The sequence below is a fragment of the Aliivibrio sp. 1S128 genome (assembly GCF_001691065.1).
Classification (GTDB): Bacteria; Pseudomonadota; Gammaproteobacteria; order Enterobacterales; family Vibrionaceae; genus Aliivibrio.
In genome coordinates this window covers 21,465-37,173 of the sequence record NZ_MAJV01000127.1, presented here as the reverse complement: position 1 = coordinate 37,173, position 15,709 = coordinate 21,465, and the positions used below count along the sequence as shown (strand labels likewise).

Here is a 15,709-nt window from a genome sequence, read left to right as displayed (position 1 = left end):
TTCTCCAATTGAATAGATAGAGTTGTATTAAAAATTAAAAATTAATGATCGCCATCTTCATGAGCCATTGACATATAAACGATTGTCAACATCATGAAAACAAATGCTTGGATTAAGATAACCAAAATATGGAAAATAGCCCAAGGTAACGCACCGACCCATTGTAAATACCACGGTAACATTGCAGCAATTAGTATAAATACCACTTCACCAGCAAACATGTTACCAAACAAACGCATGCCTAAAGAAAGAGGTTTAGCTAATAGCGAAACAACTTCAATAAGTAGGTTGAATGGGATCATGATCCAATGATTAAATGGATGTAATGCTAATTCTTTTGCAAAACCACCTAGGCCTTTTACTTTAATGCTGTAATAAATCATCAAAGCAAACACACCAAGAGCCATCGCCATAGTAATGTTTACATCAGCTGTTGGAACCACTTTAAGATAAGGGATGCCTAGCAAATGTTCAGCAGAGTAAGGAATGAAATCAATAGGAACTAAATCCATGACATTCATTATAATTACCCAACAAAATATGGTTAAAGCTAATGGAGCAACCAAAGGATTTCTGCCGTGGAAAGTCTCTTTTACGTTACCATCAACGAATTCAACTACCATTTCGACGAAACACTGTAATTTACCTGGTACTCCAGTCGTTGATTTCTTAGCTACAGAACGAAATACCCAAAGGAATAACACACCTGTTAGCACAGAAAAAAACAAACTGTCTATATGCACATTCCAAAAACTTAATTCATCAACAATGCCTAACTTCCCTAAAGAGAGATTCTGCAAGTGATGATTAATATATTCAGTAGGCGTTGACGCAGACATAACTTTTCCTATTTCCTGTTGTTAATAAAGAAAACTGGTGCAAAGATATTACTACCCAGTACCAGCAAATAGGTTAGTTTGAGGGGAACAAGTTCCACCTCCGTATACACGTAAACAATAGAAAATAAGACAATTGTTATAAGAATTTTAAGCACTTCACCCAAATAGAAAAAAGCCGCAACCATTTTAGCCGCTCTTGCTCCACTGAACATAAATGCACATTTTGAAAACACTGTATTAGCGATAATAAAAATACTACCCCCAACCAATGCAGACATTCCCCAACTAGCACTAATGGCTATGCTCATCCCTATTGCCATAACTGTAGTAACACTAAGCTGAATCAATAACAATCGCTTAGCAAGCAAACGCCCAGGTTTAGCCAGCGTAACTACCATGTATTCTTCCTTTTAAAGCATCTTCGCTTTGATATAAATCAACATAAAGCGAAGATTTTGCAAAAATTATACGTCGGACCAATATGAATGCAATCAAATAGCATTAAAAAGTTACATTTATGAGAACAAAGCAGTAACTTTTACTCCGTAAAATGCAATTTTGCTTTTAAACACCATTTTATATCACACTTCGCTTTCTAGTTTTGCGATAAGTTGTTCCAATTTGTGAACCTCATCAAAGGTAATCGTTAACTTCCCTTTACCTGATGAATTTCTATTAATCACAACTTTAGAACCAAGCATTGCAGATAATTTATCTGACATCTCGATCATTTCTACATCTTGTTTTATTAATTTTTCTTCTTTTTTAGGTGCTAAAAGAGCTTTAACTTGCTGTTCTGTTTGACGAACAGTTAGTTTCTTTTTTATCACTAAATGAGCAAGATTAATTTGAGAATCAGCATCTAATGCTAACAATGCTCTCGCATGACCCATTTCTAACAATTTATTTTCAACAAGAGCTTTAACTTCATCCGAAAGCGCATTTAAACGCAGTAAATTAGTAACTGTCGTTCTAGATTTACCAATAACGTCAGAGATCTGTTGATGAGTTAATTCAAACTCTTGCTGTAAACGTTCTAACGCTTGTGCTTCTTCTATCGCATTAAGGTCTTCACGTTGGATATTTTCAATGATAGCCATTGCTATTACTGCTTTATCTTCAACGACTTTAACGACACATGGAACATGCTTTAATCCTGCTTTCTTAGCAGCTCTAAAACGTCTTTCACCTGCGATAATTTCATATTGTTGATGAGAAATTTGACGTACAACGATAGGCTGAATAATACCTTGAGAACGAATAGAAGCCGATAATTCATTTAATGCTTCTTCTTCCATTGTTTTTCTTGGTTGGTATTGACCTGCATTTAATTGATGTATTCCCAATTCAATTAATTGCGTCTCCTTTGAAATAGATTCACTTTGTTCTGCTGCCGCTTGTTTTTCACGAGCTAGCGAGCTTGTTGCTAATAGGGCGTCTAATCCTTTACCTAAACCACGTTTGTTACCCATGAATTTCTGTTTCCCTTTCTTTTTCAACTTCGTCACGGCGAATTATCTCTCCGGCAAGGGCTAAATAGGCCTTTGCACCATTTGAGTATTTATCATAATACATTGCAGGTTTACCATGACTTGGAGCTTCTGCTAAACGCACATTCCGAGGGATCACAGTGCGATACACTTTATCTCCGAAATGTTTTTTTAATTGATCCGATACATCATTAGCTAAGCGATTGCGAGGATCAAACATGGTTCTTAATAACCCTTCGATCTTTAAATCGGCATTCACTACAGCCGCTAATTTACTAATTGTATCAATCAAAGCGGTTAATCCCTCGAGTGCATAATACTCACACTGCATAGGGACAAGAACAGAATCAGACGCAGCCATGGCGTTAATTGTAAGGAGGTTTAATGCGGGAGGGCAATCAATAAAGATGAAATCATAGTTACCACGAATTGGGTAGATCATATTGCGTAAACGAACTTCACGCGCAAAGATCTGCATTAATTTAATTTCAGCTGCGGTGATATCACCGTTTGCTGCAATTAAATCATAGCCTCCAGACGTTTTCTCTATTACTACCTTTTCAAAAGGTACTTCATCAACCAACAACTCATAAGCAGTTGCATCTACATCGTACTTATCTACGCCACTGGCCATAGTTGCATTACCTTGAGCATCTAAGTCAATCAATAATACTTTACGATTTGTTGCAGCCATTGAAGCGGCAAGGTTCACCGCTGTCGTTGTTTTTCCTACGCCACCTTTTTGGTTCGCAATAGAGATAACTCTTCCCACATTAACCTCATTCCATTATTTTTTTCCGGTTAAGGTGACTAAATGTCTTTCACCTTCTAACTCCGGAACGATCAATGCCACTACATCTCTGACTGAACACCATTCAGGAAGATCATTTGCTTCATCTTCTGAGTAGATCCCTTTTAATGCCAAAAATACACCATCTTCTTTTGGTAGATGATGACACCAATTCACCATGTCTGTCATTGATGCAAAGGCACGACTTAGGACTGCATCAAACTTTTCTTCAGGCTGAAACTCTTCTACACGACTTTGAATAGCCATAACATTGTGAATTTTTAGCTCATGAATTACTTGTTTGATAAAGCGAATTCGTTTACCTAAGCTATCAAGCAGTGTAAATGATTTTTCAGGGTTCATGATAGCTAATGGTACTCCTGGTAAACCAGGCCCTGTACCAACATCAATAAAACGCTCACCAGATAACTTTGGACTAACCACTATGCTATCCAAGATATGTTTTATTATCATTTCACTTGGGTTTCTTACCGATGTTAAGTTATACGCTTTGTTCCATTTATGAAGCAGAGCTACATAACCTAATAGCTGTTCTTTTTGTAATTCAGAGACAGTTAAATCGGTTTGAGCAATCAAACGATCGAATTGTTGAGATAAATCGGTCACGTTACTCACCTTTTTTTAATAAACCGTGTTTCTTTAAATGTACTAATAAAATTGAAATTGCTGCTGGCGTAATACCTGAAATACGAGAAGCAATCCCTAAAGTCTCAGGTTTTGCATCACTTAATTTAGCAACGACTTCATTTGAAAGGCCTTTGACTTTACTGTAATCCAAATCTAACGGCAGTTTGGTATTTTCATGACGTAATGATTTTTCGATTTCATCACGTTGACGCTGAATATAACCTGCGTATTTCACTTGAATTTCAACTTGCTCAGCCGCTTGACGATCATCAATAGCCGGTCCAAAGTTTTCAAGAGAAATCAACGATGAATAAGTCACTTCAGGACGACGAAGAAGATCTTCTCCATTTGCTTCACGAACGATCGGAGTTTTTAAGATCGAGTTTATTTGATCAATATTTTCAGACTTAGGATTAACCCAAATATCTTTTAAACGTTGATTTTCTTTCTCAATATTTTCTACTTTTTCACTGAAACGAGCCCAACGGACATCATCAACTAGACCAAGAGCACGCCCCTGTTCTGTTAAACGTAAGTCGGCATTATCTTCACGTAAAGACAATCGATATTCGGCACGAGAAGTAAACATACGGTAAGGTTCTTTAGTACCAAGTGTTGATAAATCATCAATCAATACCCCCATATATGCTTCATCACGTCGTGGGCTCCAACCTTCTTTGCCCTGAGAAAATAGACTTGCGTTTAAGCCAGCCATTAAACCTTGAGCGGCCGCTTCTTCATATCCGGTTGTGCCATTGATTTGACCTGCGAAGAATAAACCTTCAATAAACTTAGTTTCATACGTTGATTTTAAATCACGAGGATCAAAGAAATCATACTCAATCGCGTAACCTGGACGCACGATGTGTGCATTTTCGAAGCCTTTCATTGATTGAACAATTTGTAATTGAACATCGAATGGTAAGCTGGTTGAAATCCCATTTGGGTATAATTCGTGTGTTGTTAAGCCTTCAGGCTCAATAAAGATTTGGTGGCTATCTTTGTCTGCAAAGCGCATTACTTTATCTTCAATTGAAGGGCAGTAACGAGGACCAATTCCTTCAATAACACCCGCATACATTGGACTACGATCAAGGTTTTTACGGATTACATCATGCGTTTTTTCATTGGTATGAGTAATAAAACAATTTACTTGTTTAGGGTGTTGAGTTCGATTACCTAAAAATGAAAATACAGGGGTTGGGTTGTCACCTGGTTGAGCTTCTAATACTGAAAAATCAACAGTACGAGCATCAATACGAGGAGGTGTACCTGTTTTTAAACGGCCGATCCTAAATGGACGATCTCGTAAACGTTGCGCTAAAGTGATCGAAGAAGGATCTCCTGCACGACCTCCTGAGAAGTTTTCCATACCAATATGTATCTGACCCCCTAAAAAGGTTCCAGCGGTCAATACAACCGATTTAGCACGGAATTTAAGGCCCATTTGAGTAACGGCACCGATAACTTTATCATTTTCAATGATCAAATCATCAACTGCTTGTTGAAATAAGGTTAGATTTGGTTGGTTTTCTAATACTGAACGGACAAATGCTTTATACAATGCTCTATCAGCTTGAGCTCGAGTTGCTCGAACTGCTGGACCTTTTGATGCGTTCAGAGTTCTAAATTGAATACCACCGTGATCAATGGCTTGTGCCATTAATCCACCTAAGGCATCAACTTCTTTTACCAGATGGCCTTTGCCGATCCCACCAATCGCTGGGTTACACGACATTTGACCTAATGTGTCAATGTTATGAGTGAGTAGAAGTGTCTTTTGCCCAGTTCTTGCTGCAGCAAGTGCTGCTTCAGTACCCGCATGACCACCGCCAATAACAATGACATCAAAGTTTTCTTGGTAAAACATGATTAGACCTTAGGTGTAATGGAAAGAGTTAGAAGAATTTAACTTAAGAGATCTATTTTACCCTTTTTCTAGCTTGGAAAGAAACGAAAAAGTGATGAAGTTCAAAAAAGAAAGATCATTAATATATTTAAGATCTTTTAAAGAGATCTCTTATTAGATCTATTATATAGATCGTCGATCTCTGTGGATAAGTGATAAATGATCAATTGGATCATAGACTTTAGATCGATCGAAACTTGTTACTTTTCTTTGATCTTCGATCGGATGACCTGAGGATAAAAGGATAGGTTATCCACAAGGGGGGAGTGAGGTAGATCTTATTCAATGGATAACTATAACTTGATCACTGGATCTATCTATAGTTATCCACATATTAGGTGTTTCCTATTTAATAACTTTTACTTACCTTAATAAACGAGTTGTTAACAAATATGCTCTTTTAGCCACAACTCTGCAGGTTCTTCAGGGATACTATGTTGAGTGACATCTATCTCTAAAAGTGGAAATTCTTCAATACAACCTAATTCTAAGAGGGTATTTTGTAATGATTTACCAGCCGCACAGAAAGTGTCGTAACTTGAATCACCAATCGCAACGACAGCAAACCTTACTTTTGATGTGTTTAAGGTGTCTTTTGTGAGTTGTTGGATAAAAGGTTTGATGTTGTCTGGATAATCCCCAGCTCCATGAGTGGAAATAATAAGAATCCAAAGACTATTATTGTCTATTTCATCTAAATTAGGCTGGTTATGGATGTCCGTAATAAAGTCCATATCTTCTAGTAAATCGGCAAGATGATCACCAACGTACTCGGCACCACCAAGAGTGCTTCCTGTAATAATAGATACGTTTTTCATGAATTTTTCCTATAAAAAATGGGCCTTAATAGCCCATTATTGTTTGTATTATTTAGTGTTACTTACCTATGCAAAAAGAGGTAAATATGCGACCGAGTAAATCGTCAGAGGTGAATTCACCAGTAATTTCACTTAGATGTTGTTGGGCGATTCTTAATTCTTCTGCAAGAATTTCACCTGCCATATAGCCTTCAAGTTGTTGCTGACCGATATCAAGGTGTTCAGATGCCTTTTCTAATGCTTCGAGATGACGTCTGCGTGCCATAAAGCCACCTTCTTGATTACCAGAAAACCCCATGCATTCTTTTAGATGGTTACGTAATGCATCTACTCCTTCACCCGTTTTTGCAGATAAGCGAATAAGAGTCGGATCATTTACATGGCAAATACCAAGATCTTCGCCTGTTTGATCGGCTTTATTTCTGATCACGGTCATACCCATGCTCTCAGGTAAACGATCAAGAAATTCTGGCCAGATAATTTTAGGGTCAGTGGCATCGGTTGTTGTACCGTCTACCATAAATAAAACGCGATCAGCTTGGGCTATTTCTTGCCAAGCTCGTTCAATACCAATACGTTCTACTTCATCTGACGCTTCTCGAAGACCTGCGGTATCAATAATATGCAATGGCATACCATCAATGTGAATATGCTCTCTCAAGACATCACGGGTTGTGCCTGCGATATCAGTAACGATAGCGCTGTCTTTGCCTGATAATGCGTTCAGAAGGCTCGATTTACCTGCGTTTGGGCGACCTGCAATAACTACCTTCATACCTTCACGCATAATGGCACCTTGATTCGCTTCTTGGCGAACCGCGTTAAGGTTATCAATAATGCCTTGTAAGTCACCACTCACTTTGCCATCCGCCAGAAAGTCGATTTCTTCTTCTGGGAAATCTATCGCAGCTTCAACGTAGATACGCAGATAAATAAGTGATTCAACTAAGGTGTTTATTTTTCTAGAGAAAACACCTTGTAATGAATTAAGTGCTGATTTTGCTGCTTCTTCTGAACTTGCATCAATTAAATCGGCAATGGCTTCTGCTTGGGCTAAATCCATTTTATCGTTCAAAAAAGCTCTTTCTGAGAACTCTCCTGGGCGAGCCGTTCGGATCCCTTCAATTTTTAAGATGCGTTTAATCAACATATCCATAACGACAGGACCGCCATGTCCTTGAAGCTCTAGAACATCTTCACCAGTAAAAGAATGTGGATTCGGAAAATACAGGGCGATACCTTGATCAAGTTCTAAACCATTATCATCTTTAAATGGCGTGTACTCAGCGTAACGCGGCTTAAGTGTCTTTCCTACGACTTCTAGGGCGACTTGTTGAGCTTTAGGACCTGATACTCGAATGATGCCTACGCCGCCTCGTCCAGGGGCTGTTGCTTGTGCAACGATGGTGTCTGTATGTAATGTCATGATTATTCTTAATGTCTATTGCTTGAGCATATTGTAAGCCGATAAAACAAAAAAGGCGACCAATGGCCGCCTTTTGTTTATTTCTTTAGAAAGTTAACTTACTTAGAATGTAAGCCTTTTTTCTCAAGTGCACGATAAATCAGAGTTTGCTGAATTAACGTTACGACGTTTGATACTAACCAGTAAAGAACTAGGCCAGCAGGGAACCATAAGAAGAACACGGTGAACATAACAGGCATGAATGTCATGATCTTCTGTTGCATTGGATCCGTTACTGTTGTAGGGCTCATTTTCTGGATTAAGAACATACTCGCACCCATTAACAACGGCAGGATGTAGTACGGGTCTTGTGCTGATAAATCCGTGATCCAACCAAAGAATGGTGCATGACGAAGTTCAACGGATTCCATTAGTGCCCAATATAGCGAAATAAAGATTGGCATTTGAAGAACGATAGGTAAACAACCACCTAGTGGGTTTACTTTTTCTTTCTTATAAAGCTCCATCATTTCTTGGCTCATGCGTTGACGGTCATCGCCAATGCGTTCACGCATTGCTGCCAACTTAGGTTGAAGCATGCGCATTTTAGCCATTGATGTATATTGTGCTTTCGTTAGCGGGTACATTGCACCACGAACGATGAACGTTAGGATCATAATTGCTAGACCCCAGTTTCCAACGATGCTTTGAATGAAAGACAATAGTTTGTGAAGTGGAGAAGCGATGAACCATAACCAACCGTAATCAACACTTAAATCTAAGTATTTAGCAGTCGCTGCCATTTGTGGTTGAAGTTTTGGACCTGTCCAAAGCGTAGCAGTCAACGTATCTTCTTGACCTGCAGGAATCGTTACTGAAGGCATACGAACGCCAATGTAACCGTAATCACCAGCAACACGAGTCGTCAGTGTTGCGTCATTAACGTTACGAGGGATCCAAGCGGATGCAAAATAATGTTGCAACATACCAGCCCAACCTTGACCATTTGTCATGTCGATAGATAAGTTCTTATCTTCCATGTCATCAAAGCTGTATTTTTTATAGCGAGTGTCTTCAGTTGAATAAGCACCACCACGGTACGTAGGCATTGTTAAACTGCCACCGTCATCCAATAAGTTTTGCTTTAAGTTTGCGTACATTTCTACTGTCGCTGGTGCTGAAGATTGGTTGTTCACCGTATATTCAACATCAATTGCGTAGCTGTCACGCTTAACGATTAGAGTTTTAGTATAAGTAATACCGTTTTTCTCTAATGTTAAAGGAATGCGTAATTCGTTTTGGCCATCAGCTAAAACGTAATCTGTTTTTTTAGCCGTAAATTGTGCACGGCCGGTATTTGAATCAATACCTTGAGGACCGATCAAACCACTTTGAGCAATATAGCTATGATCAGCATCATTCTTAAGAAGAACGAATTTTGCTTTAGAGTCTAATTCAGCATCGTATTTATTAAGAACAGATTCAATAATGTCACCGCCTAATGTATCTACTTTTAAAGTAAGCACATCAGTCGTAATTGTGATCAGTTTATCAGATTGAGCTGAATCCACTGGTGCATCACTGTTTGCTGTTGACGAAGTTGGAACATCACCGTTCTTGTGTGTCTGTTGAACGGTACTAACTGTAGCTGGTTGCTGCGGATTAGTTTCTACTTGCCATTGTTGGAAAAGTAAAAAAGAAACTAAAGCCAGTGCAAGCAACAGAATATTACGTTGGGTATCCATCGTTATTGTTCTCTGTCTTTATGCTGCTTGGGTGGGACGGGGTCATAGCCCCCATCATTCAAAGGATGACATTTTAATAGACGTTTGCCAGTTAGCCAACACCCTTTTACTAAACCGTGTGACTTTAGTGCGTCAATTGCATAATGTGAACACGTTGGAGTAAATCGACAGCGAGGTCCAATCATTGGACTGATGACGAGTTGATAAAAACGGATAAGACCGATTGCTATCCACGAGAAGGGCGAGACAGGCGATGCCATAATTTATCTAGTAGCTTGTTAAAGTCTTCGTTACTCAATTCTTGAGCACTCTTTTTAGCGATAACCACAAAGTCTTTCGCAGGTAAGGAATATTGCTTATTGCGGAAACTTTCACGTGTAATACGTTTGAACTTATTGCGACCAACAGCAGTTTTAATTTGCTTCTTAGGAACAGCAAGACCTAAACGAGGGTGTGATAGTGAGTTTTCTCTGGCAAGAATGGTGAAGTGAGGTGAGCCTGCTCGGTGAGCTTGCTTGAAAACTGATTTGTAATCTTCGGGAGTTAACAAGCGTAACTCCCGAGAGAAGTCGTAATTCATCAAAATAATCTGGTGATTACTTAGATAGACGCTTACGGCCTTTAGCACGACGAGCGTTAATTGTGTTACGACCGTTCTTAGTTGCCATGCGAGCACGGAAACCGTGAGAACGTTTACGTTTAAGAACTGTAGGTTGGAAAGTGCGTTTCATTGGTATTACCTTATTACTGATCAGTAGTTTTTAGGTTTAATTTAAACCCGGCGTGGGACGTACATTCCGACGCCTCTCAACAAAGAGGCGGAATTGTAATCATTGGCAGAAAAATAGTCAATAAGAGGTTCCACGTATTTTCCGGACGATGAATTATACTTTTTGTGAGAGAGAGCGCAAGGATCTTTATGCGATCCCTACTTGATTCAAGAATTTCTGCAATTTTAGATCCTGTGGATAACCAAAAATTTGCTCTGGTGTTCCTTGTTCTACGATTTTTCCATCAGCCATATAGATAACTCTGTCGGCGACTTCTTTCGCAAATTGCATCTCATGGGTAACCACTAACATCGTTTGGTGCTGTGTTGCCAGTTTTTTCATTAATGCTAGCACTTCATTGACCCACTCAGGATCGAGTGCTGACGTGGGTTCATCAAATAATAGTAGCTCAGCTTCTAATGCCATTGCTCTGCCAATACCGACACGTTGTTGTTGCCCTCCAGAGAGTGCTGCAGGGTAACTATCGCCTTTATCACTAAGGCCTATATCGTCTAATATTTGTTGGGCTCTTTTCAGTGCATCAGCCGTTTTCCACTTGTGGACAGTTATTAAGCCCTCCGCAATATTTTGTCGTGCGGTTAAATGAGAGAATAAGGCATAGTTTTGGAAGATAAAGCCTGTTTTTCGTCGTAAAGCTAATATTTCTGCTTTGGTATTTTTTTCACTATCAACGCTGACATCACCAATAGTGATGGTTCCTTTGTCTGCAGCTTCAAGAAAATTCACACATCTTAATAGAGTTGACTTACCTGTGCCACTGGATCCGATTACAGCAATTATCTCTCCTTTATTGATCGTTAAATCGATGCCGGAGAGGACCTCTGTGTCACCAAAGCTTTTATGTAGATTCGTTATTTTTATCATCGTACATAGGCCTTATTTAGTTTAGTTTCAGCCCAAGTTTGTACTCGGGTAAGAATAATAACGACACCCCAATAAATAAGGGCGACAGCTAAGAATGCTTCAAAGAACTTAAAGCTGGAAGACGCTTCCATTTGCGCTTTTGCCATGATTTCAGACACACCAAGCGTAAAGGCTAATGAGGTGGATTTAATCATATCAATGAAGTAATTCATTAATGAAGGTAGGGCAACTCTTGTCGCTTGAGGAAGAATAATACGACGCATTGCTTGAGAGGTTGTCATGCCTATCGATAAGCTCGCTTCCATCTGGCTGCGATCAACCCCAATGATAGCGGCACGAATACTTTCTGCCATATACGCAGCAAAATGTAGTGTTAGACCAATAACGGCAGCACTGAATGCATCCAGTCCCACAAAAATAGGGAACACTTGAGGCAAGCCGTAATAAAGGAGGAATAATTGAACAAGCAGAGGTGTTCCACGGAAAAAACTAATATAAAGTTGACTGAGTTGATCTAATACCGGAACTTTAAACACTCTTAAATTCGCTAATACTAGCGCCAGAGCTAATGCAAAGAATAATCCCCATACCGCCATTTCTAATGTCGTACCTAAATACTTAAGCAGTATCGGTAAGAGTTCAATCATATACGCAAAATCAAATCCCATAATGTATCTCTATGTATTAAGAAAAAGTAACTGTGAACAGTGTTGAATAAATAAATGAGATAAGCAATAAACACAAAACCCACTACAGTGATAGTGGGTTTTGATTGCTCTACCGAAGTGAACGCTTACTTAATACACTATAGGTTATTTTGTTACGTCAGTATCAAACCATTTCTGAGATATTTCAGCCAAGGTACCGTCAGTACGCATTTCTGACAGAGCTTTATTTACTTCTTGTTGAAGTTTTTGACCTTTTTCATTTTTCACAAACGGCCAAGCGTTTTCAATGGTTTCAAAAGGTTCGCCAGCAAGTTGTAGGGGCAAGCCTGATTTTTTAATCAATTGTGCAGCAGATAAACGATCCATCACGAAAGCGTCTGAACGACCTAAAGCAACATCATGTTCAATACCCGTATCATAAGTTTTGATGTTAATTTGATTCGATTTGTCGTTATCTCGCAACAACTTCTCAAAATTAGAGCCTAAATTCACAGCTACTGTTTTACCAGCTAAGTCATCAATACCTTTAATGCTGTCATTACCTTTACGGACGGTAATTTGAGCGCCATCGACAACATAAGGGTCAGCAAAAAGATACTTTGCTTCACGTGCTTCTGTTTTTGTTATTTGATTTGAAATGGTATCAATACGACCCGTTTCTAATAAACCAAATAGGCCAGAAAAGCTCGCAGTAACATATTCTACTTTGTAGTCATTACGACGACCAATTTCATCCCATAAATCAACTTCAAAACCTTGCAGTTTGTCCAACTTAACAAAGGTAAATGGGAAATAACGACCTGACATCCCTACTTTTACTTCTGTGGCTGCTTGTGCAAATTGTGTAGCAGCTAAAGTTAACGCTAATCCAGTAAGGATATTTTTTGTCCATTTCATGATTGATACTCCCATTATTCATCTGTGGGTTTATCATACTTTTTTTGCGATTCACGTCTAAATACTCTCTAGTTATTTGTAATAACCAAATGCTCAATAACGTATTTTTTTTAATCATTGTTGATTAATATGGGTATAACTCGGGTAAAAAGTGTGTTGATCTAGGTAAAAAACCGTGATCGGTGTGAATAACTTCGATCTTATTCACCGGATCAACGATCTAACACTGGCACAATAGTTATCCACAGTATAAAATCGACAACCTTTTAAAATTAATTATGAGTGGGGTTGTCCGTGTCTTCATCGCTTTGGCTGCAGTGTTTACAGCGCCTTCAAGAAGAATTACCTTCCGCAGAATTCAGCATGTGGGTTAGACCACTGCAAGCTGAATTAAATGACAATACCCTTACGCTATTTGCGCCGAACCGCTTCGTATTGGATTGGGTGCGTGATAAATACCTAAATAGCATTAACTCGTTATTAAATGAGTTCTGCGGTAGCGATGTTCCTACATTACGTTTTGAAGTGGGAAGCAAGCCTATATCTGCACCACCTGCACCTAAAAGAACCGCTGCAGATGTTGCTGCTTCTACATCAGCGCCTGCACAACTTCAAGCTCGACAATCAGTGCATAAGCCATGGGAATCAAGAGGACCAGAGCCTGTTGATGATCTAAATCACCGCTCAAACGTGAACCCTAAGCATAAATTTACGAATTTTGTAGAAGGTAAATCAAACCAACTTGGTTTGGCTGCTGCTCGTCAGGTTTCTGATAATCCAGGAACGGCGTATAACCCACTTTTCTTATACGGTGGGACAGGCTTAGGTAAAACCCATTTATTGCAAGCCGTAGGTAATGCGATTCTTGAACGTAAACCAGATGCGAAAGTGGTATACATGCATTCTGAACGTTTTGTACAAGATATGGTTAAAGCTCTACAAAATAATGCGATTGAAGAATTTAAACGTTATTACCGTAGTGTCGATGCATTATTAATCGATGATATTCAATTTTTTGCAAATAAAGAACGTTCTCAAGAAGAATTCTTTCATACCTTCAATGCGTTATTGGAAGGTAATCAACAAATCATTTTGACTTCGGATAAGTACCCAAGAGAAATTAACGGCGTAGAAGATCGTCTTAAGTCTCGTTTTGGTTGGGGTCTTACCGTTGCGATTGAGCCGCCAGAATTAGAAACTCGGGTTGCTATCTTAATGAAGAAAGCAGAAGATCATCAGATTCACCTAGCAGATGAAGTTGCCTTCTTTATAGCAAAACGTTTACGTTCTAATGTACGTGAATTAGAAGGTGCTCTTAACCGTGTTATTGCTAATGCAAACTTTACTGGTCGTGCAATTACGATTGATTTTGTGCGAGAAGCCCTACGAGATTTATTAGCGCTTCAAGAAAAGCTAGTGACGATTGATAATATTCAAAAAACCGTAGCGGAATACTACAAAATTAAGATGGCGGATTTATTATCTAAACGTCGTTCTCGCTCGGTTGCTCGTCCACGCCAACTTGCAATGGCGCTATCAAAAGAGTTAACTAACCATAGCTTACCCGAGATCGGTGATGCATTTGGTGGCCGAGACCATACAACGGTACTTCACGCTTGTCGAAAAATAGCTCAGCTTCGTGAAGAGAGTCATGATATAAAAGAAGACTATTCCAACTTGATTCGAACTTTGTCATCGTAAGTCATTATCTACTTTTAAATAAACGAGTATTATGAAATTTTCTATTGAACGCAGCTTGCTATTAAAGCCACTGCAACAAGTATCTGGTGCCCTTGGTGGCCGTCCATCATTGCCAATTTTAGGTAATATCTTACTTCAGGTAGAAAATGGTCAGTTGTCTATGACCGCAACCGATTTAGAAGTAGAATTGATCAGTAAAATCACATTAGAAGGGGATTTTGAAGCCGGTACAATTACGGTTCCTTCTCGTAAGTTCCTTGATATTTGTCGCGGGTTACCTGATAGCGCAAATATTACGATCGCATTAGAAGGCGATCGTGTTTTAGTGCGTTCGGGTCGTAGCCGATTCACATTGGCGACCTTACCTGCGAATGATTTCCCTAATATTGAAGGTTGGCAGAGTGAAGTTGAGATCACGCTATCTCAAGCTCAACTGCGTAAGCTAATAGAAAGTACACAGTTTTCGATGGCGAACCAAGATGTTCGTTATTACCTTAATGGTATGATGTTTGAAACTCAAGGTAATATTTTCCGTTCAGTAGCGACAGATGGCCATCGAATGGCAGTATGTAATATGCCCGTTGAGTCAGAACTACCTGAACAACAAGTGATCATGCCACGCAAAGGTATTCAAGAGCTAGTTCGTCTTCTTGACTCGCCAGAACAGAGTGTTACGTTACAGTTTGGTAATTCAAATGTGCGTGCTGAAGTAAATAATTTTGTATTTACGTCTAAGCTTGTAGATGGTCGTTTTCCTGATTATCGCCGTGTAATGCCGCAAAGTAGTAATAAAACACTAGAAGCCGATTGTGACGAATTGCGTCAAGCGTTTGCTCGTGCTGCTATTTTATCGAATGAAAAATTCCGAGGTGTTCGTGTTAATTTGGCAAACAACCAAATGCGTATTACAGCGAACAACCCAGAGCAAGAAGAAGCGGAAGAAATTTTAGATGTCGATTTCCAAGGTGAAGACATTGAAATTGGTTTTAACGTTAGCTATGTACTAGATGTACTTAATACGTTGAAATGTGAACGAGTACGAATTTCGATGACAACCGCAAATGCGAGTGCATTAGTGGAAGATTGTGCGAATGATGAAGCGCAATATGTTGTTATGCCAATTCGTCTGTAAAAGACAAAAATA

At 39.1% G+C, this 15,709-nt stretch carries 17 protein-coding genes; 2 read left to right on the top strand and 15 right to left on the bottom strand.

Annotated elements, in window-relative coordinates; all coding sequences use genetic code 11:
* Positions 1-41: 41 nt before the first annotated feature.
* The 15 genes from atpB to A6E03_RS17280 all read right to left on the bottom strand — a co-directional run bounded on the left by atpB (position 42) and on the right by A6E03_RS17280 (position 12,864).
* Entirely contained in the window at positions 42-839 is a 798-nt protein-coding gene (gene atpB / locus A6E03_RS17345; protein ID WP_065594558.1) for a F0F1 ATP synthase subunit A, read from the bottom strand.
* An 8-nt stretch (positions 840-847) separates the two neighbouring features.
* Entirely contained in the window at positions 848-1,237 is a 390-nt protein-coding gene (locus A6E03_RS17340; RefSeq protein ID WP_065594557.1) for a F0F1 ATP synthase subunit I, read from the bottom strand.
* 183 nt (positions 1,238-1,420) lie between these two features.
* Positions 1,421-2,311, bottom strand: coding sequence for a ParB/RepB/Spo0J family partition protein (locus tag A6E03_RS17335; RefSeq protein WP_065594556.1), 891 nt, complete (start codon positions 2,309-2,311; stop codon positions 1,421-1,423).
* Positions 2,304-3,101, bottom strand: coding sequence for a ParA family protein (locus tag A6E03_RS17330; RefSeq protein WP_065594555.1), 798 nt, complete (start codon positions 3,099-3,101; stop codon positions 2,304-2,306). The genes A6E03_RS17335 and A6E03_RS17330 overlap by 8 nt, the downstream gene beginning before the upstream one ends.
* A gap of 15 nt (positions 3,102-3,116) precedes the next feature.
* Positions 3,117-3,746 (bottom strand): 16S rRNA (guanine(527)-N(7))-methyltransferase RsmG, encoded by a 630-nt coding sequence (gene rsmG, locus A6E03_RS17325; RefSeq protein WP_065594554.1) that lies wholly within the window; start codon positions 3,744-3,746, stop codon positions 3,117-3,119.
* A 1-nt stretch (position 3,747) separates the two neighbouring features.
* Entirely contained in the window at positions 3,748-5,637 is a 1,890-nt protein-coding gene (gene mnmG / locus A6E03_RS17320; protein ID WP_065594553.1) for a tRNA uridine-5-carboxymethylaminomethyl(34) synthesis enzyme MnmG, read from the bottom strand.
* A gap of 422 nt (positions 5,638-6,059) precedes the next feature.
* Entirely contained in the window at positions 6,060-6,494 is a 435-nt protein-coding gene (gene mioC, locus A6E03_RS17315; RefSeq protein ID WP_065594552.1) for an FMN-binding protein MioC, read from the bottom strand.
* Positions 6,495-6,552: 58 nt separating this feature from the next.
* The gene (gene mnmE, locus A6E03_RS17310; protein WP_065601397.1) at positions 6,553-7,920 is read right to left on the bottom strand and encodes a tRNA uridine-5-carboxymethylaminomethyl(34) synthesis GTPase MnmE; all 1,368 of its coding nucleotides are present in this window, start codon (positions 7,918-7,920) and stop codon (positions 6,553-6,555) included.
* Positions 7,921-8,018: 98 nt separating this feature from the next.
* Positions 8,019-9,644, bottom strand: coding sequence for a membrane protein insertase YidC (yidC, locus tag A6E03_RS17305; protein ID WP_017020783.1), 1,626 nt, complete (start codon positions 9,642-9,644; stop codon positions 8,019-8,021).
* A gap of 2 nt (positions 9,645-9,646) precedes the next feature.
* Positions 9,647-9,904 (bottom strand): membrane protein insertion efficiency factor YidD, encoded by a 258-nt coding sequence (gene yidD, locus A6E03_RS19915; protein WP_081091604.1) that lies wholly within the window; start codon positions 9,902-9,904, stop codon positions 9,647-9,649.
* On the bottom strand, positions 9,871-10,224 hold the full coding sequence (gene rnpA / locus A6E03_RS17300) for a ribonuclease P protein component (protein ID WP_083201875.1): 354 nt from the start codon (positions 10,222-10,224) through the stop codon (positions 9,871-9,873). The genes yidD and rnpA overlap by 34 nt, the downstream gene beginning before the upstream one ends.
* Positions 10,225-10,240: 16 nt before the next feature.
* Positions 10,241-10,375: a 50S ribosomal protein L34 gene (gene rpmH / locus A6E03_RS17295; RefSeq protein ID WP_065594549.1), complete on the bottom strand. Its 135-nt coding sequence runs from the start codon at positions 10,373-10,375 to the stop codon at positions 10,241-10,243.
* A 186-nt stretch (positions 10,376-10,561) separates the two neighbouring features.
* Positions 10,562-11,299 carry an amino acid ABC transporter ATP-binding protein gene (locus tag A6E03_RS17290; RefSeq protein WP_065594548.1) on the bottom strand — a complete coding sequence of 246 codons (738 nt, stop codon included), beginning with the start codon at positions 11,297-11,299 and terminating at the stop codon, positions 10,562-10,564.
* Positions 11,296-11,967, bottom strand: coding sequence for an amino acid ABC transporter permease (locus A6E03_RS17285; RefSeq protein ID WP_065601395.1), 672 nt, complete (start codon positions 11,965-11,967; stop codon positions 11,296-11,298). Before A6E03_RS17285 ends, A6E03_RS17290 begins: the two co-directional genes overlap by 4 nt.
* A 144-nt stretch (positions 11,968-12,111) precedes the next feature.
* Complete coding sequence (locus A6E03_RS17280; protein ID WP_065594546.1) at positions 12,112-12,864, bottom strand: amino acid ABC transporter substrate-binding protein; 753 nt, start codon at positions 12,862-12,864, stop codon at positions 12,112-12,114.
* A gap of 294 nt (positions 12,865-13,158) precedes the next feature.
* Here A6E03_RS17280 and dnaA point away from each other — a divergent pair, with 294 nt between their 5' ends.
* On the top strand, positions 13,159-14,565 hold the full coding sequence (gene dnaA, locus A6E03_RS17275; protein ID WP_065594545.1) for a chromosomal replication initiator protein DnaA: 1,407 nt from the start codon (positions 13,159-13,161) through the stop codon (positions 14,563-14,565).
* Between the two features lie 31 nt (positions 14,566-14,596).
* On the top strand, positions 14,597-15,697 hold the full coding sequence (gene dnaN, locus A6E03_RS17270) for a DNA polymerase III subunit beta (RefSeq protein WP_065594544.1): 1,101 nt from the start codon (positions 14,597-14,599) through the stop codon (positions 15,695-15,697).
* Positions 15,698-15,709 lie beyond the last annotated feature (12 nt).